The organism is Marinobacter sp. UBA3607, assembly GCF_002375525.1.
Lineage (GTDB): Bacteria > Pseudomonadota > Gammaproteobacteria > Pseudomonadales > Oleiphilaceae > Marinobacter > Marinobacter vinifirmus.
Genome location: NZ_DFLY01000013.1, coordinates 34,110 through 53,691 on the forward strand (window position 1 = coordinate 34,110; position 19,582 = coordinate 53,691).

The window sequence follows — 19,582 nt, forward strand, 5'->3', positions numbered from 1 at the left end:
CTGTTAATTGATGAAATCCATCTGCATCCTCCGCCTATCCGCCATCGGCGATGTAACCCACGTCATCCCCGTGGTATTGAGCCTTCAGGAGCAGTTACCCGGCGTCAAAATCACCTGGGTGATAGGCAAGATCGAAGCGAAGTTGGTTGGCGACCTGCCCGGCGTTGAGTTCATCATCTTTGACAAAAAGGCTGGCCGAGAGGGCTATGCGCAGCTTCGCAGGCAGATGAAAGGCCGCAAGTTCGATGCCTTGCTGCACATGCAGGTTGCCTTCCGCGCCAACCTTGCAGCTGCCTGTATTCCGGCGAAGCTGAAAATCGGCTACGACAAGGCTCGCAGCAAAGACCTCCACAGCCTGTTTATCAATCGGCGCATCGCGCCCGCACCGCATCAGCATGTCAGGGACTGCCTGGCAAGCTTTCTCGAACCACTGGGGCTCAAGGCCGCGCCTCCCCGCTGGAAGATTCCGCTATCGGACTCTGACCACGAATTTGCTCGCGCCCATCTGGCCAAGGACAGGAAGAACCTGGTCATCAGCCCCTGCGCCAGCCATACCCTGCGCAACTGGCCGGCGGAACGGTATGCCCGGCTGGCCGACCATGCGATAGAAGCCCATGGCATGAAGGTGATTCTGGTAGGCAGCCCGGCGCCGTTCGAGGCCGAGTATTGTGCTGCCATTGAGAACACCATGAAGCACATGGCCCACAATATCTGCGGGCAAGACACCCTGAAACAGCTGACCGCCCTGATGACCCATGCCGACCTGGTCGTCGCACCCGATACCGGCCCTGCGCACATTGCCAGCGCGGTGGGAACGGATGTGCTCGGTCTGTTTGCCGCCAGTAACCCGTACCGTTCCGGGCCGTACAATTCACTGAAATGGTGCGTGAACCGCTATCCGGAAGCGCTGAAGAAGTTCACCGGCAAGTCGGTGGAGGAAGCCCGCTGGGGCGCGAAGGCGGAGTTTGAAGGAGCGATGGAGATGGTGTCCGTAGCGGATGCCACAGAAATGCTGGATCGGTGGATGCAGGAAAAGGATTGATTTAGCCACGGAATACACGGAAAAACACCGAAAAATGCCTAACTGACTTCCGTGTTTTCCGTGGCTAACAGTTTTACTTCCGCGCGGTGTAATCCTGGTAAGACTTCTCTTCCACAAAGCGAGAGCCCAGCGCCAGGTTCACTTCTTTCTTGATCGCCGCTCGCTTGTCGTTGGTTACGTAAACGGCACGAGCCAGTTCGATAAAGCGCGGGCCGAAGTCCTGATCGGCTTCCTGGTCCCGGATATCGTCCTCGATCACCCAGAGCTCCTCGTTGACCGCTTTGAGCTGCTTGCGCAGTTCAGCAATATCATCAGCCTTGGCACCAATGGCTTCGTCCCAGGTTTTGCTGAGTTCATCCAGCTCCAGGCGTACGTTCTTTACTTTCTCTTCGTCCTTGATGCGCTCGGATTTGATTTCAAGGATGGTGATCTTGTCCAGCACTTCACCGAAGGATACGGGAACCTTGATTACGTCTGCCATTGTCTCGTCCTGCTTGCTCGTGGATTCTATATAACAAAGCCGCCGGGGCCTGTGCAGCGCCGACGGCTAAGGTTGCATTACCAGCCGGTATCAGTTTTTAACGTGGGTCAGCCACGCCTGATGTTCCGCCAGCTTACCCTTCACCGCATCAAAATACATACTCTGCAGCTTCTCGGTAATCGGGCCACGCTTGCCTTCGCCAATCTGACGTCCGTCCAGTTCACGGATCGGCAGAACTTCAGCGGCGGTGCCGGTGAAGAAGGCTTCTTCGGCGATGTACACTTCGTCGCGAGTGATGCGGCGTTCTTTCACCACCAGGCCCAGGTCTTTGGCGAAGTCGATGATGGTGGCGCGGGTGATGCCGGCCAAACAGGAAGTCAGTTCCGGGGTGTGCAGCTCACCGTTGCGAACGATGAAGATGTTTTCGCCGGAACCTTCCGCCACGTAGCCTTCGTTGTCCAGCAACAGGGCTTCTTCGGCGCCGCCGGAGATGGCTTCGTTAAGGGCCAGCATGGAGTTGATGTAGTTGCCGTTGGCCTTCGCCTTGCACATGGTGATGTTCACGTGGTGGCGGGTGTATGAGGAGGTGCGCACCTTGATGCCCAGCTCCTTGGCCTCTGGCGACATGTAAGACGGCCAGCTCCAAGCGGCAACCATTACGTGCACCTGCAGGTTGTCGGCGCGCAGGCCCATGCCTTCGGAACCCAGGAATACCATCGGGCGCAGGTAGGCTTCGTCCAGGTTGTTCTCACGAACCGCAGCGCGCTGGGCTTCATTGATCACGTCTTTGCTGAACGGCATTTTCATGTTCAGGATGTGGGCGGAGTTGAACAACCGGTCGGTGTGTTCTTTCAGCCGGAAAATTGCCGGGCCATTCGCGGTGTTGTACGCCCGCACGCCTTCAAAGCAGCCAAGGCCGTAATGCAGGGTGTGAGTGAGTACATGGGTTTTGGCTTCTCGCCAGGGAACCATTTCACCATCCAGCCAGATAAGGCCATCGCGATCAGCCATCGACATTTCTACAGTGCTCCTGAATAAGCAGTTTTCGGGGATCCAGCATTCTAGCAGGAAAGCCGGACAGAAATAAATTTAGCTTGCTACTGAATCATCACTTTTTTCCACATACTTTGGATGTAGTCACGCTCTTCCTGAAAGGCACTACCCTCCACCTGGCTGTTCAGGTTTTGCAGCGCCCTGCGGTGAATGGTCGAACGCAGGGTGATGTACACTGCCCGCAACTTCTCTGTGTCCTCTACCGGCAACACACCGGCACGGCCCAGCTCCTCCATCTGGCGGATATTGTCGCTCCACTGGGTCAGCTCCGGGTGTTCGGCACTCCAGGCCAGCATCAGGTACTGCACCATGAATTCGATATCCACAATACCACCGGCATCGTGTTTGATGTGAAACACCTCATTCCGCCGGATTTCCGGCGTGCCGAGGCTGCTGCGCATTTTCTCCCGCATCTCCACCACCTCCTGGCGCAGGGCGGTTTTATCCCTTGGCGCGCACAGAATCTGGTGGCGAATATCCTCGAAGGCTTGAAGGGTATCCGGGCAGCCGGCAACGCCACGGGCCCGGGCCAGGGCCTGGTGCTCCCAGGTCCAGGCATCGTTCTGCTGGTATTTCTCAAAGGCCTGCAGGGTACTCACCAGCAAGCCGGAGTTACCGGACGGGCGCAACCGCATATCCACTTCATAAAGCTGGCCTGAGGGCGTCTGGGTGCTGAGAATGTGCACAATGCGCTGGCCCAGGCGGGTGTAGAACACCGCGTTGTCGATGGGCTTGTCACCATCGGTGGCCAGTTGCGGATCGGCCTGATGCACAAACACCAGATCCAGGTCCGAGGTATACCCAAGCTCAATGCCACCCAATTTGCCGTAACCGATGATGGCGAAGTCTGTGTCACACGCCGAACCATCGGCCCGCCGCGGATAACCATGGCGGCTGACCAGGTTGGAGAAAGCCACGTCCACCACATGGTCCAGCACCACTTCGGCAATCCAGGTCAGGTAATCGCTCACCTTCATCAGAGGCAAGGTGCCCTTCAGCTCAGAAGCCGCCACCCGAAGCACATGGGCCTTCTTGAAGTAACGCAGGGCCTCCATCTGCTCTTCCAGGTCTTCGTAGGGAATACGCAGCATCTGCTGGCGCAGGTCGTCCTGCAGCTCTTCCTTGGCAGGCGGGCTGTACAGGCTTTCGGCATTCAGCAGTTCGTCCAGCAGCAGCGGGGTTTCTGCCAGCAGGCGGGCAATCCAGGGGCTGTCGCTACACAGGCGCACCAGCTGCGTAAGCGCGCCGGGGTTTTCCACCAGCAGCACCATGTAGGCGGTGCGGCGCAAAATGGCCTCGACCAGCTGCAATACCCGGTCGAGGGTTTCCGACGCATTCTCAACATCCATCAACGCGTTCAGCAATAACGGCATGAACTGGTTCAGCCGTTTGCGGCCCTGGGTTTGCAGGGTCTGCACGGTTCGGCTGTCCCGCAGGCTCGCCAGGCGCTTGTAACTGTCTTCCGGGTTTTCGAAACCTTTCTCCGCCAGCCATTCCACCGCAGCGGGCTCTTCCATTTCCGCCAGCCAGAGTTCGTAACAGCCGTCATCCATACCGTTTTCGGAATCGCCTTCCTCGTCTTCAGTCGCGATGATGTTGGCGAAGTGCCGGGCAACGCGATTGCGATGTTCATCCAGCGCATGCTGGAAGGCGGCCCAATCATCAAACTCCATAATGCGGGCAACCCGGGCCCGGGATAGCTCATCGTCCGGCAGAACCTGGGTCTGCTTGTCTTCCATACCCTGCAAGGCATGCTCCAGGTTGCGCAGAAACACGTAGGCTTCACGCAGCTCCTTCACAACGGCGGATGGCAGCAGCTCCAGCTCTTCCAGTTCCCTGAGGATGTTCAGCAGCTCCCGCTGTTGCAGCTCCCGGTCACGCCCGCCACGGATCAGCTGAAACGCCTGGACCACAAACTCGATCTCGCGGATACCGCCGCTGCCCAGCTTTATGTTGTTCTCCAACCCCTTGCGGCGCACTTCCCGGCTGATCATTTCTTTCATGCTACGAAGTGACTCGAACGCACTGAAATCAATGTATTTTCGGTAAACAAAGGGCTTGAGGCTCGCCATCAGCACCTCACCGGCACGCCGGTCGCCAGCCACAACGCGGGCCTTGACCATGGCGTAACGTTCCCAATCGCGCCCCTGATCCTGGTAATAGGTTTCCAGAGCGGCAAAGCTAAGAGCGAGCGCGCCACTCTGGCCGTAGGGCCGCAGGCGCATGTCCACCCGGAACACAAAACCATCCGCCGTAATCTGGTCCAGCGCCTGAATCAGTCGCTGGCCAAGGCGGATGAAAAACTGCTGGTTATCCAGGGCCCGTCGGCCACCTTCGGTTTCCCCCTTGGAGGGAAAGGCAAAGATCAGGTCGATATCCGAGGAAACATTCAGCTCCCGACCGCCGAGCTTGCCCATACCCAGCACCACCATTTTCTGGGGCACGTGGGCACCGGTCACCGGGTCACGACCCATGGGGGTACCGAATTCCTCACAGGTCTTTTCATAAAGCCAGCTGAGAGCGCCATCAATGGCCACGTCGGCAAAGGCGCTGGTGGCCAGCATGGTTTCGTTCAGATCTGCCCAGTTCATCAGGTCACGCCAGATAATGCGGAACTGGATTTCCCGACGGTACTGGCGAAGGGCTGCATGCAGCGATGGCTCTGAATCAACGATTGCCAGGAAATCGCCCCAGCGCTGTTTCAGCCACGCTTCTGTGGTGGGTTCGGTCAGCGGGCGGGCCTTAACGGCCGCCTGAACCTGCTCCGGATAACGTTCCAGCGTCTGGGCCAGAAACACACTGCGGGCGCAGGCCTCGGCAACATCCGCCGGCGACAGCTCCGCTGGTAACGAACCCATAGGCTCAGACATAACGCAAACCCCTGTCTCTCTGATATATTTCCGGTACTGTATAACGAACTTGCCACGGACTGAACAGGCAGCCCCACTCCATGATGCGCAATCGTCGCCCGCTGAACCCGGAACACTCGCAGCCACACCTGCCGATGGGTGGCCTGATCCGGAAACGGATCAAGCGCCTTTTCCTCGCCCTTGGCGCACTGGTTTCCGCGCAGATATTGATTCTCTGGGCTGCGGAGCCTTTGAGCTTTTTCGAAGCCGCGTGGCTCACAATGACCACACTGGTCACCGTAGGCTATGGTGACTACGCGCCGGTAACCGCCATCGGTCGCATCAGTACCGTGGTGCTGATGTTTGTAACTGCCATCACCCTGCTCACACTGATTGTCAGCGACTATATTGAATACCGGTTCTACCGCCGTGAACGAATCCTCTCCGGACGCTGGATTTACAACATGAAAGACCACATCGTAATCATCAACACCCCACGCACCGGTGGCGAACAATACTTCATGCGCTTCGCCACCCAGATTCGGTCGATACCGGAGTACCACACGGTGCCGATCATGCTTCTGACCCGACAGTTTCCCGGCGGCCTGCCGGCAGAGCTTCGGGATTGCGGCATGGTGCACTTCCACGGTGCAGGCAATGATCCGGAAGCGCTGAAATCCGTCCACGCCGGCAGTGCCAGGCACGTGATTGTGCTCGCGGCCGACGAGTCCGATCCTTTCTCCGACAGCCTGACCTTCGATATCGCCCACCGGCTGGCAGAGTCCAACCTTGGCGGCAAAACCACCGTGGAATGCGTGAGTGATGCCAACCGGGATCGCTTCAAGGCCCTGGGGGTGAGAACCATCATACGGCCGGTTCGAACCTATCCGGAAATCATGGTGCGCGCCGTGGTGGCGCCAGGTTCAGAGAAAGTGCTGGAAGACATGTTCAACTACGAGCGTGACCACCCACACCGCTACGACCTGGAACTGGATGATCTTACCTGGGCGGATATTGTCAGCGCTCTGGTTCGCCACGGAATAGGAACTGCTCTGGCCTACATTGATCACGACAACGAGGTAATCTGCCACCCGGATACCAACGCCGAAGTTGAGGGCAAGGGGCTGATTGTTCTGGTTCGCTCCAGCGAGACGCCGGAGGTGTCAGTGGTAGAGGAAGCGCTTGACCGGTATCGGGAGTTTCTCAAGCAGTGGCGCGCCATGCATGAGCAAAACGAGAAAGCCGTCACCGAGAAGCCTGAAGAAAATCCTTCAGCCGGCGGCAGCGAGCGCTAACTGCAACTGGCCGAACTCAGGAAACTGCTCAACCAGGCTCGCCACGGCAATACCGTCTTCCAGTGCCCTGGCTACCGGCCTCCACACCGGCACTAGCCCGACCGCTTCCGCCTGCCGCTCAATCTCCGCAAGCGTGCTGGCGGGCAGACGCATCGTATCACCGGTTAACCAGGCCAGACTCAGGTAATGCAGAAAGGATAGCGAGCTGAACCCTGAAGCTGGCAATGCCAGGGACGGGCGGTAGATTCCGGCAAGGTAGTAGCCCTGCTCGGCTTTGCTCACAAGGTTAAGAAATACCGGAACGGCTTGTGCGAGCGCGCGGGCATTTTCAAGCAGCGCTGCCGGCTCGCCCGCTTTCAGCTCAAATTCCACTTCATACAGGGGCCTTGCCTGCTTTCCGCCTACCACTTCGCCTGAGTCCAGAGCGACCTCAATGACGGACTCTGCTTGCTCGAGCATGATAATGCGCCGCTGGAAGTTGGTCTCGAAAACCAGTTCCAGTTCGCCAAGGTCGACCTCAGATCTCAACGGAGTCTGTTCCAGAAGCTCAAGATCCAGATCCGGCCCCGGCAGATCCCACTCCCACTCCTGGCGGCGATGGGCTCCGTTTACGAACTCGCCCTGGGTTTTCAAGGTCTGGATGTAGCGACCACCGGCCTGACGGACTCGCAACGCGGCACGGGCCTGATTCAACGCAGCATTCGGGGTGTCATAGTAACGATTGACCAGTGTTTTAACCGGACCTTCGCTTGCACCCGGTTGACCTTTGAGCCACTCGAAGGCCCGGGACTGTGCGGATTCCGATAGGGTCAGCTTTACTTCAAGTTCCGTGGCCACTGGAGTGCTCCTGATGATTTCTTTTCCTGCCAAAACAGAAAAGCCGGTGACAGAGTCACCGGCTTTATAACTACTAGATTAGCAAAACCACAAGCCGGCTCAAACATTTCCTTATCTACCGCCCTTTTGTGAGGCGCCAGATACAACTCTGTCACATTTCTGTGCACTAACCCTTTTTGCCGGTTTCCAGCATGAACGTGACAGGGCCGTCATTCACCAGGGCCACCTTCATATCTGCCCCGAATTGCCCCTCACCCACACGGTCCTCACCCAGCTCAGCGCGCGCCTGTGCAATAAAGTTCTGATACAGGGAATTGGCCATATCCGGCGCAGCCGCCAGCGAGAACCCCGGGCGGGTACCGGAGCCGGTATCGGCGGCAAGTGTGAACTGGGGAACAATCAGCAGGGATCCGCCGGAGTCCTGAACATTAACGTTCATCCGGCCCTGCTCGTCGGGGAATACCCGGTAAGAGAGGATTTTTCGGCACAAGTCCCTGGCCTCATTCTGTGCGTCGTCCTTTTCTACACCCAGCAATAACAGAAGCCCCGGCCCGATGGCCGAAATCTTTTCGCCATCCACCGTTACACTGGCTTCGGAAACGCGCTGGATCAGTCCTTTCATTCCATCCCTTGGCAAGACTAGCACAGGGCTAAAAATCAGCAACGCGCAAGAGTGTATAGGGCCATCGGCGGGGCCGCAAGCCCTTGAAGGCCAATAATAAGTCTATGCTCAACCGGCGCTGGGCAGGCTTTTCGCCACTACCTCTTCTACGCCCCGCAACAGCGCATCCACAATAGCCGGCTCGGATGCGGAATGGCCGGCATCCCGGATAATATGCAGCTCGGCTTCCGGCCAGGCCTGGTGCAGAGCCAGGGCATTATCCAGCGGGCACACCATGTCGTAACGGCCGTGCACAATTACCCCGGGGATATCCGCCAACCGACCCGCGTCCCGCACAATCTGATCCGGTTCCAGAAAGGCGTTGTTCATGAAGTAGTGGCACTCAATACGTGCCAGGGCTATGGCGACATGGGGGTGGCCGAAATGCCCCACCACCTTGGGGTTCGGATGCAGGGTGGCACAGCGGCCTTCCCAGATCGACCAGGCCTTGGCCGCCTGTATCTGCTCCAGTTCATTGGCGCTGGTGAGCCGGCGATAAAAGGCGGTCACCATGTCATGACGCTCGTATTCAGGAATCGGCGCCAGAAAATCCTGCCAGTAATCCGGAAACACCCGGCTCGCACCTTCCTGATAAAACCACTGAATATCTCGCGGCCGGCACAGGAAAATGCCCCGCAACACCAGCCCGAGAACCCGCTCCGGATAGGCTTCGGCATACACCAGGCTGAGCGTGGAGCCCCAGCTGCCACCAAACAGCAACCAGCGGTCAATGCCCAGAAACTGGCGAATGGTTTCCATGTCCTGCACGAGGGTGTCGGTGCTGTTGCCTTCCAACTCCGCCAGCGGCGTGGAACGGCCAGCGCCGCGCTGGTCCATCAGGATAATCCGGAAGCGCTCGGCATCGAAGAATCGCCGATGGTAATCCTCACACCCACCACCCGGGCCACCGTGGACCACAAGCACAGGAATGCCATCCGGATTGCCGGATTCTTCCAGGTACAACTCATGGGGTTCGTCCACCGCAAGGCGGTGACGGGCGTAGGGGTCGATGTCGGGGTAGAGGTTCAGCATGACGAACTCCGTTTCAGGGATAACGGCAGTCTAGCTGAGTTGGGTGGAGACAATAAAGGAGGGATTGGTTTGCCACGAAATCCACGAAAGGACACGAAAGAAACTCAAAAGAAAAAGATTATTTTTTTTGCCACGGACACTCACGGAATTACACGGACAACTGCCAAAAGCATTTTTGTCCGTGAGGGTCAGTGAGTGTCCGTGGCCAATCAGTTTCTTTCTTTCGTGTTCTTTCGTGGATTTCGTGGCAAAAAGTCTTTTACTTCTTACCCGCGCGCTTACGCTCGTTCTCGGTCAGAAGCTTCTTGCGCAGACGGATCGACTTGGGCGTGACTTCTACCAGCTCGTCGTCGTCAATGAACTCCAGCGCCTGCTCCAGGGTGAACTTGATGGGCGGCACCAGGCCGATCACTTCGTCTTTACCGGAGGCACGCATGTTGTCCAGCTTCTTGCCCTTGGTGGGGTTAACCACCAGGTCGTTGTCGCGGCTGTGGATACCACACAGCTGGCCTTCGTAGATTTCCTGGCCCGGGTCCAGGAACAGCTTGCCCCGGCTCTGCAGGGTTTCCAGCGAGTAGGTCAGCGCAGTACCGGTCGCCATGGAAACGATAACGCCGTTCTGGCGGCTGGTTACGTCACCCATTTTCACCGGGCCGTAGTGGCTGAAGGTGGAAGTCAGGATGCCGGTACCGGAGGTCATGGTCAGGAAGGTGTTCCGGAAACCGATCAGGCCGCGGGCCGGAATGGTGTATTCCAGGCGGATTCGGCCCTTGCCGTCCGGGATCATGTTGGTCATGTCACCCTTACGCAGACCCATCTGTTCCATGATCGCACCCTGGTGCTGCTCTTCGATGTCGATGATCACGTTTTCGTACGGCTCTTCCTTCTGACCGTTTACTTCCTTGACCACCACTTCCGGGCGGCCTACGGCCAGCTCGAAGTTTTCGCGGCGCATGTTCTCGATCAGAACCGACAGGTGCAGCTCACCACGGCCAGACACCTTGAACTTGTCCGCTGAATCGCCTTCTTCAACACGCAGTGCCACGTTGTGCAGCAGTTCTTTTTCCAGGCGCTCTTTGATGTTACGGCTGGTTACGTACTTGCCTTCTTTACCGGCAAACGGCGAATCGTTTACCTGGAAGGTCATGGATACGGTGGGCTCGTCAACGGTCAGCGCCGGCAGGGCTTCTACGTTAGAGGGATCACACAGGGTGTCGGAAATGAACAGCTGGTCCAGGCCACTTACGCACACAATGTCGCCAGCCTGGGCTTCTTCAACTTCCACACGCTGCAGGCCGGAGTGGCCCATGATCTTCAGAATACGGCCGTTGCGCTTCTTGCCGTCGGCACCGAGAGCCACCACCGGAGTGTTGGTCTTCACTTTACCGCGCATGATACGGCCGATACCGATCACACCCAGGAAGCTGTTGTAGTCCAGCTGGGAGATCTGCATCTGGAACGGGCCGTCCATGTCAACAGAAGGCGCAGGCACGTGGTCAACAATCGCCTGGAACACGGCGTCCATATTGTCCTGGAGGTCTTCATGGTCCATACCGGCAATGCCGTTCAGGGCGCTGGCGTAAACAATCGGGAAGTCCAGCTGCTCGTCGGTGGCACCCAGGTTATCGAACAGGTCAAATACCTGGTCTACAACCCAGTCCGGGCGCGCACCCGGGCGGTCGATCTTGTTCACAACCACAATCGGACGCAGGCCCGCTGCGAAAGCTTTCTGGGTAACAAAGCGGGTTTGCGGCATGGGGCCGTCGATGGAATCCACCACCAGCAGCACACTGTCTACCATGCTCATTACCCGCTCAACTTCGCCACCGAAGTCAGCGTGGCCCGGGGTGTCTACGATGTTGATATCGTAGTCCTTCCATTTCAGCGCGGTGTTTTTTGCCAGAATGGTAATGCCACGCTCTTTTTCCTGGTCGTTGGAGTCCATAACGCGCTCGTTTTCGAGCTCTTTACGGTCCAGGGTGCCAGACTGGCGCAGCAACTGGTCAACCAGGGTGGTTTTACCGTGGTCGACGTGGGCAATGATGGCGACGTTTCTAAGCTTATCAATCACAACGGGTATCCTGCAGAAATTAGCGGCGCGCAGTATATCGAAAAGTCCATGTCGATAATATGAAGAATAGTGCCTAATATGTAACCAACCCTTCCGGCGCACTGATATCAGGCAATCCACCGGTTTTCGCACCAAAGTGGTGCGCTATTCTGGTGCAATTCCAGGCCGGCCACCGTACACTTTTGCACACACAACGCACCAAAGCCTTGCCACTGCGCTGTTGTGGCGCAGTTACACAAAACTGGCAAGGCACTTGCTTAGTGAGGAGCAGCCGTAATTGAAAGGTAAGGGCCAAAGGCTTCTGGTAAGCTGCCTTCACCTGCAAGAGATCGGGCCTCAGCACACTGAACGATCCGGCACAACGAACACGAAATCACTACGGAGCATGCACAATGTCCAAGACGATTGATTTGATCAAAGAACACGAAGTCAAATGGGTTGACCTGCGCTTCACCGACAGCCGCGGTAAAGAACAGCACGTTACACTGCCTGCCACTGAAGTAGACGAAGACTTTTTTGCCGACGGCAAGATGTTCGACGGCTCTTCTATTTCTGGCTGGAAAGGCATCAACGAGTCCGACATGATCCTGATGCCGGTTGATGAAACCTCCGTGCTGGATCCGTTCACCGAAGAAACCACCGTTAACATTACCTGCGACATCGTGGAACCCACCACCATGCAGGGTTACGAGCGTGACCCCCGCTCAGTTGCCCGTCGCGCAGAGGAATACCTGAAGTCTACCGGCATTGCCGACGGCGCTCTGTTCGGCCCGGAGCCGGAGTTCTTCATCTTTGATTCCGTTAAGTGGAAGACCGACATGCAGGGCTCCATGTACGAGCTCTACTCTGAAGAAGCCGCCTGGGTATCCGGCGAAGACTTCGACCGCAACAACATCGGCCACCGCCCGGGCGTGAAAGGCGGCTACTTCCCGGTTCCGCCGGTAGACAGCCTGCACGACCTGCGTGGCGCCATGTGTGCGGCGATGGAAAGCATGGGCCTGACCATCGAAGTGCACCACCACGAAGTGGGCACGGCCGGCCAGTGTGAAATCGGCGTTGGCCCGAACACCCTGACCCGCAAGGCAGACGAAGTTCAGATTCTGAAGTACTGCGTGCACAACGTAGCCCACGCCTACGGCAAAACCGCCACCTTCATGCCCAAGCCGGTAGTGGGTGACAACGGTTCTGGCATGCACGTACACATGTCCCTGAACAAAGACGGCAAAAACCTGTTCGCAGGTGACAGCTATGCCGGCCTGAGCGAAATGGCCCTGTACTACATCGGCGGCATCATCAAGCACTCCAAGGCCATCAACGCCTTCACCAACCCGGCCACCAACAGCTACAAGCGCCTGGTACCCGGCTTTGAAGCCCCGGTCATGCTGGCCTACTCTGCCCGTAACCGTTCCGCTTCCATCCGGATTCCGTACGTAAGCAGCCCGAAGGCGCGCCGTATCGAAGTGCGCTTCCCGGACCCGGCAGCCAACCCGTACCTGGCCTTCGCCGCCCTGATGATGGCCGGCCTGGACGGCATCCAGAACAAGATCCACCCTGGCGATGCCATGGACAAGGACTTGTACGACCTGCCGAAGGAAGAAGCCATGAACATCCCGCAGGTAGCCACTACCCTGCAGGAGGCGCTCGATTGCCTGGCAGAAGACCACGAGTTCCTGACCCGCGGCGGCGTGTTCACCGAAGACATGATTGCCGGCTACATCGACCTGAAGCGTGGCGAAGTTGAGCGTATCAACATGACCACTCACCCGGTTGAATTCGAACTGTATTACTCCTGCTAAGCCCCTGCACCAATTTGGTGCGGCCCGGTAGCAACAAGCCCCGCCCCGTGCGGGGCTTTTTTATAGCTGGCTTTGTGAGGCCCTTAACGATATGTAACCCAAGCAAGCCCGCCAGCCGTTGAAAACCCCGCCAACGGCGCCGATAATCGAGGCAGTTGATCAATGCAGGCCTTTATTATGAAAACACCTCTCGCCCTTGTAACCGGATTCTGTTTACTGGCCGCCGCCGGCGCCCACGCAGAGGTGTACCGGCATGTGGATGCCCAGGGCAACGTCACCTTCTCAGACGAGCCGATGCAGGGCAGCGAAACCGTTAAAGTAAAACCGGTGACCACCATCACCCTGCCCAAACCGGAAGTGGTGCGGGAAACCGACCAGCTTCGGCAAGAAGTCCAGAAGGAAGGCGCCAACTACGACAGCCTCACTTTTGTGCACCCGCAAAATGACCAGGCCTTCCACAGCGGCAGTGGCGACGTCACCTTTGAAGTGCGCAGCACCCCCGGCCTCCAGCGTGGCCACAAATACGAAATCACCCTCGACGGCCAGCCCGTAGGCCAGAGCTCCTCCGGCTCGGTAACTGTGAACAACATTGATCGCGGCACCCACCAGGCCGGAGTGCATATTGTGGACGACCAGGGCGTTCAGGTGAAAACCGGCCCCGGTATCAGCTTTACCGTTCATCGCCCGTCTGTTCTGCGCCGATAACACATCAGCGGTAGCACCCGGAATCAGTTGCACCAATTTAGTGCATACGCACCACATTAACGCCATACTCTGGGCAGCGAAGGGGCAAATCGCCGGCTGCCTGTAGCCTTTCCCGAACCATCTGCACCAGGCCACAGCACCGCCATGCCCCACAGGCCGGCCCACGCCCGGCCGTTGCCCATTTTTTTCTGTCAGCCAGAAAAACTGGTTCGGATTTTGCAAATCCGGGGTACACGCATGAAACGAAAACGGAAGCCGAGCATGACGTTGCAGCCGCCCGCCACCCCGGACAGTGGATACAAAAGCATTCTGGACAGCCTGAGCACCTCCCTTCTGGTGCTGGGCGAAGACCTCACTATCCGTTACCTGAACCCGGCGGCCGAGAATCTGTTTGAAACCAGCCTGACCCGCACCCGGGGCCTGCCCCTGGGCGACCTGTTGATCGACTCCAGCGACGCCCTGAAGACCCTGTACGCAGCCCTCAACAACGGACAGTCCTACACCCGCCGCGAGGCCGAGTTCGCCCTGCTGACAGGCTCACGCTTCACCGTAGACTATTCGGTAACCCCGGTCAGCGTAGACCCGACCGAGCTGGTGATCGAAATCCAGCCGAAAGACCGGATGCTGCGCATCAGCCGGGAAGAAGACATCATCTCCCAGCAGGAAACCACCCGCATCCTGGTGCGCGGCATGGCCCACGAAATCAAGAACCCGCTGGGGGGCATTCGAGGTGCGGCGCAACTGCTGGACCGGGAACTGAACAGCGAAGACCAGCGCGAATACACCCAGGTGATCATTAACGAAGCCGACCGCCTGCGCAGCCTGGTAGACCGCATGCTGGGCCCTAACAAGGCCCTGCAAATGGCCAGCACCAACATCCACGAAGTACTGGAACGGGTACGCACCCTGATTGAAGCCGAAAGCAAGGGCCGGGTGCGCCTGAAGCGGGATTACGACCCCAGCATTCCGGAATTCACCGGCGACAAGGAACAGCTGATCCAGGCCTTCCTGAACATCGCCCGCAACGCCATGGAAGCCGCCTTCGAAAACCAGGTAGACAGCCACAGCGGCGACATGCCCACCATCACCTTCCGCACACGGGCCCTGCGCCAGTTCACCATCGGCCACCGACGCCACCGCCTGGTGTGCCGGGTAGACATTATCGACAACGGCCCGGGTATACCGCCGGAACTGCTGCAGAACGTCTTCTACCCCATGATCAGTGGCCGGGCGTCCGGCACGGGCCTGGGGCTTTCCATTACCCAAAGCATCATCGGCCAGCATCGCGGGCTGGTGGAATGCGAGAGTGAACCGGGAAGAACCGACTTCATCATCTTCCTGCCTCTGGAGGACAACCAATGAGCCGAACGGGAAACGTCTGGATCATAGACGACGACAAAAGCATCCGCTGGGTACTGGACCGTGCCCTTACCCAGGCCGGCCTGCACCCCCGCGTATTCGACAGCGGTGAAAGCATCATGATGCGCCTGGAGCACGAACAACCGGATGCCATCATCAGCGACATCCGCATGCCCGGCGTAGACGGCATTACCCTGCTGTCCAGGATCGTGAAGAAGCACCCGGACCTGCCCGTTATCATCATGACCGCCCACTCCGACCTGGACAGCGCGGTGACCAGCTACCAGACCGGTGCCTTCGAATACCTGCCCAAACCCTTTGATGTGGATGAAGCCGTGGCCCTGGTTAAGCGGGCCATCGCCCACAGCCACGAGAAAAAGGCCGCGGCGGAACCACAGATGGAGTCGGTTCAGAAAAACCTGGAAATCATCGGCGAAGCACCCGCCATGCAGGAGGTGTTCCGGGCCATCGGCCGGCTCTCCAACTCCAACATTACCGTGCTGATCAACGGCGAGAGTGGCACCGGTAAAGAACTGGTGGCCCAGGCCCTGCACAACCACAGCCCCCGGGCCCACAACCCGTTCATCGCCCTGAACATGGCCGCCATTCCCAAAGACCTGATTGAATCGGAACTGTTCGGCCACGAAAAAGGCGCCTTCACCGGCGCCGGCGCCACCCGCCAGGGCCGGTTTGAGCAGGCCAACGGCGGCACCCTGTTTCTGGACGAAATCGGCGACATGCCCGCCGACACCCAGACCCGACTGCTGCGAGTACTGGCCGATGGCGAGTTCTACCGGGTAGGCGGCACCACCCCCATCAAAGTGGATGTGCGCATCATCGCCGCCACACACCAGGATCTGGAAAAACTGGTGCAGGCCGGCAGCTTCCGCGAAGACTTGTTCCACCGCCTGAACGTAATTCGCGTACACCTGCCCAAACTGGCTGAACGCCGAGAAGACATCCCCAAACTGATGCAGCACTTCCTGAAACGGGCCGCCAAGGAACTGTCGGTAGAAGCGAAAATACTGCGGCCAGACGCTGAAGAATACCTGACCACCCTGCCCTGGCCCGGCAACGTGCGCCAACTGGAAAACACCTGCCGCTGGCTGACCGTAATGGCCAGTGGCCGGGAAATCCACGTAGACGACCTGCCCCCGGAACTCCTGCACCAGGCGGAAAGTGAGCACAGCGCCACTGGCCAGACCTGGCAGGAAGGCCTGAAAAACTGGGCGGAACAGGAACTGAAACGCGGCAAGAAATCGATCCTGGACACCGCCGTGCCGGAGTTCGAGAAGATCATGATCGAGGTGGCCCTGAAGCACACCGGCGGGCGCCGCCGGGATGCCTCCGTGCTGCTTGGCTGGGGCAGGAATACGCTGACCCGGAAGATCAATGAGCTGAAAATCGATTCTGCTGAGGACTCGGAAGACTAAGCAGCCGTCAATCCTGGGCGACGGACGCCGCTGGCTGCGTGCAGATTTGAACCAGCCCGGCATCAATGGCGAAGAAGACCAGCTTCGCCATCGACTCGATTCCAAGGCTGCTCTTAATGGCGGTCACCGTATTGGCCACGGTTTTCTTTTCGATTGCCAGGGCATGGGCAATTTCATCGTTGCTTAACCCGCGAGCCAGCATGGAAAACACTTCAAACTGCCGGCGCGTCAGTTGCTGCAGCTTTGAGGACTCAGATGCTTGATCATTGAAAGACGACTTCATGATCAGATCGTATTCAACAAAGATTTCACCTTCAGCAACTCGCTGGACCGCCTTGATCAGAGTGTCAGTATCGCAGGACTTGGTGATGTATCCCATGGCGCCTACCTGGAGGGCGCGCTTAACGATGGGGACTTCGTTGTACATGCTGAAAAACAGGATGCGAGCATCTTTCTGATCCTCCAGAATTCGGGCCGCGGACTCAATACCGCTGATGCCGGGCAGTCCGACATCCATGATGATCAGGTCCGGCTGATGCACTCGGCAGTACTCACAAGCCTCTTCACCGGAGGCAGCCTCGACGACCTCACACGGCTCCAGGGCCATCGATAACAGGCTCACATACCCCTGCCGTACCACCGCATGGTCATCCGCAATCAGAATTTTCATTTTGAGCTCATTTATTGTTGGTGTTTGCCAAACCAGATTATCACAACGGTCTCCAATATCTGCTCACCCAAGCCTATACGAAAAAGGCTCCGGCTGCCTGGCAACCGGAGCATCGGAAGAAAAATGCCGGGAAAAGGAAGGAAACCCGGCCAAGCGATATGACTAACCGAGGGTCATATCAAAACCTCACTGTTGCGCCAGCAACAACCGTTCTCGGAGCGCCGGGGCGGATGCCGTCCTGCACATCCGAGATATACAGCTTGTCTGACAGGTTGCGCCCCTGAACCCACAAGGTTGCATCCGTGGTGGTTGGCAACTTGTAGCTTGCCCGTGCCGAGAACAGGGTACGGCTCGGCACCTTGCCCGCCTCGCCGTCGGAGGTCAGCTCACGGGTATTTTCGATATCACTGTAGAAGGACCCCAGATGGCTGACAGTGGCGCTCAAGTGCCAGCCGGCCATGTGATCCATCCCAACGGTGAAGCTGCCTGCCCGGGTCGGGATTTCAGGTACCCGATTGTCGTCCAGGGGTCCGGTGGTGAAACGGGCATCGGTGTAATTCAGCGCAGCTTCGGCGAACAGGTTGTAATCCGCCAGATAGAAGGCAGAGGAATCGATTCTGGCGCCGACATCGACGCCGATAATGCGCGAATCCGCTGCGTTTACAAACAACGCATCGCCGAATTCGTCCACATCATCACGAATCAACGTGTCCTTGATGCGATTGTGGAACACAGCTGCATCGAGGCTGACGCCTTTGATTGCGCTGGTACGGACACCCAACTGGCTGTTCACGCCGGTTTCCGGGGTGAGCGGAAACTCATCCGAGCGAGCCGAGGCAGGCGCATAACCGCGATGGATGCCGGCGTAGATCTCTGATTGCGCAAACCCTGTGTAAAGCAGGCTGATCCCAGGCAGGAACAATGAGTTGGAATCCTTTTCCCGAACACCTTCGTCACTGCTACCAGGGCGAAACACCGTGTCTTTGTATTGGTTGTAGGTTTCATAACGAAGGCCCGGGGTCACCGTCCAATCACCAAAGCTCATGCTATTCTGGATATATCCGGAAACCGCCTCGGCATCGTATTCCACCAGGCGCCCGTCACGGGTGTAACCGTCCTCGCCAGAGACCGCCAACAAACGGCCGCGGTTGCCCTCATCCAGCTTCTCACCCGGCAGGCCAACAGGGCGGCGGTCCTCAAAGTTATGGTTTTCGTAGCGTACGCCGGTCTGGATACGATGGGTCAGCCCAAGCGCTTCAATGTTGGCCCACTCCAGTCGGCTCTCAACCCCCAGGTTCTCATAACGGCGATCCCGGCCTTCCATCACGCCGCCGTCTGCAGGTGCCGTGCCGCGAGTCTGGAAACGCGGGCGGTCCAGGTCTGTAAAGAAGACTTTACTGGACACGCTGACATCGTCCGTCACCTGCAGGTTATGGGTCAGGTCGTACTTCAGGTAGTTCACCGAAATGTTGTTATCTTCGCGCCCCTCATCGAAACGGCTCTTGTTGCGGGGCGCGTCACGATACTCCTGCAGAGAAAGATTCGCTTCGTCGTAACCATCGCTGCGCTCACGCAAGTAGGTCACAGACGCCGCCAGCTGGTTGCGTTCATTAACCTGCCATTCCAGGCCAGTGTAGAAATCGTCGTACTGCTGCTCTTCCACATCAAAGGTTCCGTCAGCACGCTTGCCGGTGTAGGAGAACACCATGCCGACATCGCCTTCAGTGCGGCGATGGTGAATATGCTGCTGGATGGTGTCCTGGTTGCCCACGCCCACTTCGATGACGGTTTCCGGCACCGGGGTAGGTTTCAGGTTACGGAAATTGACGATGCCGTTGTTGTTCAGAGGGCCGTGGACAATCTGCCCTGCGCCCTTGTAGACCTCAACGCGCTCCAGGCGCTCCAGCGGCGGGGTGTAATGCGCACCGGAATCGAGATATGCACTGTTGTTGATCGGCGTGCCGTCTTCGAGCAAGAGCACCTTACGGGAACGACGCGGCGGTGCACCGCGAACACCAATACCGGAGCGCCGGCCGAGGACATCATCATCAATGGTGCGCACGCCCGGCACAAAGTCCAGGGCATCATGCAGGGTGTAGGGCTTATACACATCGATCTGGTCACGGGTCAGCACGCTCGCGGCACCCGGCATGCCCTCAACAGACGTGGGCACCAGGCTACGCACATCCAGTGCCGGCAGATACACTGCCTCGCCTGTCTGCTGGGCCATCACAATGCCCGGAACGGAAGCCAGAACGGCGAAACGCACCGCGCGGATTATTGGTTTCAACATCAAAC

15 protein-coding genes are annotated in these 19,582 nt (G+C 58.1%); 6 read left to right on the forward strand and 9 right to left on the reverse strand.

The genetic code is table 11. From position 1 onward, the window contains the following. Positions 1 to 10 precede the first annotated feature (10 nt). Positions 11 to 1,042, forward strand: a complete 1,032-nt coding sequence (locus B2589_RS04820) for a glycosyltransferase family 9 protein (RefSeq protein WP_286815787.1) — start codon at positions 11 to 13, stop codon at positions 1,040 to 1,042. A 73-nt stretch (positions 1,043 to 1,115) separates the two neighbouring features. On the opposite strand, the gene B2589_RS04825 is transcribed toward B2589_RS04820, so the two are convergent. From B2589_RS04825 to glnE, 3 genes are all read right to left on the reverse strand, one after another. Next, complete coding sequence (locus B2589_RS04825) at positions 1,116 to 1,523, reverse strand: DUF6165 family protein (protein WP_286815788.1); 408 nt, start codon at positions 1,521 to 1,523, stop codon at positions 1,116 to 1,118. 90 nt (positions 1,524 to 1,613) lie between these two features. Further along, positions 1,614 to 2,540 (reverse strand): branched-chain amino acid transaminase, encoded by a 927-nt coding sequence (locus B2589_RS04830; RefSeq protein WP_286815789.1) that lies wholly within the window; start codon positions 2,538 to 2,540, stop codon positions 1,614 to 1,616. 80 nt (positions 2,541 to 2,620) lie between these two features. Continuing rightward, complete coding sequence (gene glnE, locus B2589_RS04835; protein WP_286815790.1) at positions 2,621 to 5,446, reverse strand: bifunctional [glutamate--ammonia ligase]-adenylyl-L-tyrosine phosphorylase/[glutamate--ammonia-ligase] adenylyltransferase; 2,826 nt, start codon at positions 5,444 to 5,446, stop codon at positions 2,621 to 2,623. A gap of 80 nt (positions 5,447 to 5,526) precedes the next feature. On the opposite strand from glnE, the gene B2589_RS04840 reads away from it, so the two are divergent. After that, complete coding sequence (locus B2589_RS04840) at positions 5,527 to 6,720, forward strand: potassium channel family protein (RefSeq protein ID WP_286815791.1); 1,194 nt, start codon at positions 5,527 to 5,529, stop codon at positions 6,718 to 6,720. Here the strand turns inward: B2589_RS04840 and B2589_RS04845 are convergent. The 4 genes from B2589_RS04845 to typA all read right to left on the reverse strand — a co-directional run bounded on the left by B2589_RS04845 (position 6,697) and on the right by typA (position 11,321). After that, entirely contained in the window at positions 6,697 to 7,557 is an 861-nt protein-coding gene (locus B2589_RS04845; protein ID WP_199456756.1) for a CYTH domain-containing protein, read from the reverse strand. The two genes, B2589_RS04840 and B2589_RS04845, sit on opposite strands and share 24 nt — an antisense overlap. 166 nt (positions 7,558 to 7,723) lie before the next feature. Then, on the reverse strand, positions 7,724 to 8,179 hold the full coding sequence (gene dtd, locus B2589_RS04850) for a D-aminoacyl-tRNA deacylase (RefSeq protein ID WP_286815792.1): 456 nt from the start codon (positions 8,177 to 8,179) through the stop codon (positions 7,724 to 7,726). Positions 8,180 to 8,287: 108 nt separating this feature from the next. After that, positions 8,288 to 9,250 carry a prolyl aminopeptidase gene (pip, locus tag B2589_RS04855; RefSeq protein ID WP_286815793.1) on the reverse strand — a complete coding sequence of 321 codons (963 nt, stop codon included), beginning with the start codon at positions 9,248 to 9,250 and terminating at the stop codon, positions 8,288 to 8,290. A gap of 259 nt (positions 9,251 to 9,509) precedes the next feature. Next, on the reverse strand, positions 9,510 to 11,321 hold the full coding sequence (typA, locus tag B2589_RS04860; RefSeq protein WP_022989932.1) for a translational GTPase TypA: 1,812 nt from the start codon (positions 11,319 to 11,321) through the stop codon (positions 9,510 to 9,512). 392 nt (positions 11,322 to 11,713) lie between these two features. Between typA and glnA the strand changes: the two genes are divergently transcribed. The 4 genes from glnA (at position 11,714) to ntrC (ending at position 16,614) form a co-directional block, all read left to right on the forward strand. After that, positions 11,714 to 13,117 carry a glutamate--ammonia ligase gene (glnA, locus tag B2589_RS04865; RefSeq protein WP_058341484.1) on the forward strand — a complete coding sequence of 468 codons (1,404 nt, stop codon included), beginning with the start codon at positions 11,714 to 11,716 and terminating at the stop codon, positions 13,115 to 13,117. Between the two features lie 177 nt (positions 13,118 to 13,294). Then, the gene (locus B2589_RS04870; protein WP_022989934.1) at positions 13,295 to 13,822 is read left to right on the forward strand and encodes a DUF4124 domain-containing protein; all 528 of its coding nucleotides are present in this window, start codon (positions 13,295 to 13,297) and stop codon (positions 13,820 to 13,822) included. Between the two features lie 261 nt (positions 13,823 to 14,083). Continuing rightward, positions 14,084 to 15,184: a nitrogen regulation protein NR(II) gene (gene glnL / locus B2589_RS04875; protein WP_286815794.1), complete on the forward strand. Its 1,101-nt coding sequence runs from the start codon at positions 14,084 to 14,086 to the stop codon at positions 15,182 to 15,184. Beyond that, the gene (gene ntrC, locus B2589_RS04880; protein WP_286815795.1) at positions 15,181 to 16,614 is read left to right on the forward strand and encodes a nitrogen regulation protein NR(I); all 1,434 of its coding nucleotides are present in this window, start codon (positions 15,181 to 15,183) and stop codon (positions 16,612 to 16,614) included. Before glnL ends, ntrC begins: the two co-directional genes overlap by 4 nt. Before the next feature lie 7 nt (positions 16,615 to 16,621). On the opposite strand, the gene B2589_RS04885 is transcribed toward ntrC, so the two are convergent. Both B2589_RS04885 and B2589_RS04890 read right to left on the reverse strand, forming a co-directional pair. Then, positions 16,622 to 17,284, reverse strand: coding sequence for a response regulator transcription factor (locus B2589_RS04885; protein WP_286815796.1), 663 nt, complete (start codon positions 17,282 to 17,284; stop codon positions 16,622 to 16,624). A 178-nt stretch (positions 17,285 to 17,462) separates the two neighbouring features. Beyond that, positions 17,463 to 19,577, reverse strand: coding sequence for a TonB-dependent receptor family protein (locus B2589_RS04890; protein WP_286815797.1), 2,115 nt, complete (start codon positions 19,575 to 19,577; stop codon positions 17,463 to 17,465). Positions 19,578 to 19,582: the final 5 nt, after the last annotated feature.

Coding starts and splice junctions, on each gene's coding strand:
- B2589_RS04840 (WP_286815791.1), top strand. CDS start 5,527: ATGATGCGCAATCGTCGCCCGCTGAACCCGGAACACTCGCAGCCACAC.
- B2589_RS04820 (WP_286815787.1), top strand. CDS start 11: ATGAAATCCATCTGCATCCTCCGCCTATCCGCCATCGGCGATGTAACC.
- ntrC (WP_286815795.1), top strand. CDS start 15,181: ATGAGCCGAACGGGAAACGTCTGGATCATAGACGACGACAAAAGCATC.
- B2589_RS04830 (WP_286815789.1), bottom strand. CDS start 2,540: ATGTCGATGGCTGATCGCGATGGCCTTATCTGGCTGGATGGTGAAATG.
- B2589_RS04885 (WP_286815796.1), bottom strand. CDS start 17,284: ATGAAAATTCTGATTGCGGATGACCATGCGGTGGTACGGCAGGGGTAT.
- glnE (WP_286815790.1), bottom strand. CDS start 5,446: ATGTCTGAGCCTATGGGTTCGTTACCAGCGGAGCTGTCGCCGGCGGAT.
- glnL (WP_286815794.1), top strand. CDS start 14,084: ATGACGTTGCAGCCGCCCGCCACCCCGGACAGTGGATACAAAAGCATT.
- pip (WP_286815793.1), bottom strand. CDS start 9,250: ATGCTGAACCTCTACCCCGACATCGACCCCTACGCCCGTCACCGCCTT.
- dtd (WP_286815792.1), bottom strand. CDS start 8,179: ATGAAAGGACTGATCCAGCGCGTTTCCGAAGCCAGTGTAACGGTGGAT.
- glnA (WP_058341484.1), top strand. CDS start 11,714: ATGTCCAAGACGATTGATTTGATCAAAGAACACGAAGTCAAATGGGTT.
- B2589_RS04870 (WP_022989934.1), top strand. CDS start 13,295: ATGAAAACACCTCTCGCCCTTGTAACCGGATTCTGTTTACTGGCCGCC.
- B2589_RS04890 (WP_286815797.1), bottom strand. CDS start 19,577: ATGTTGAAACCAATAATCCGCGCGGTGCGTTTCGCCGTTCTGGCTTCC.
- B2589_RS04825 (WP_286815788.1), bottom strand. CDS start 1,523: ATGGCAGACGTAATCAAGGTTCCCGTATCCTTCGGTGAAGTGCTGGAC.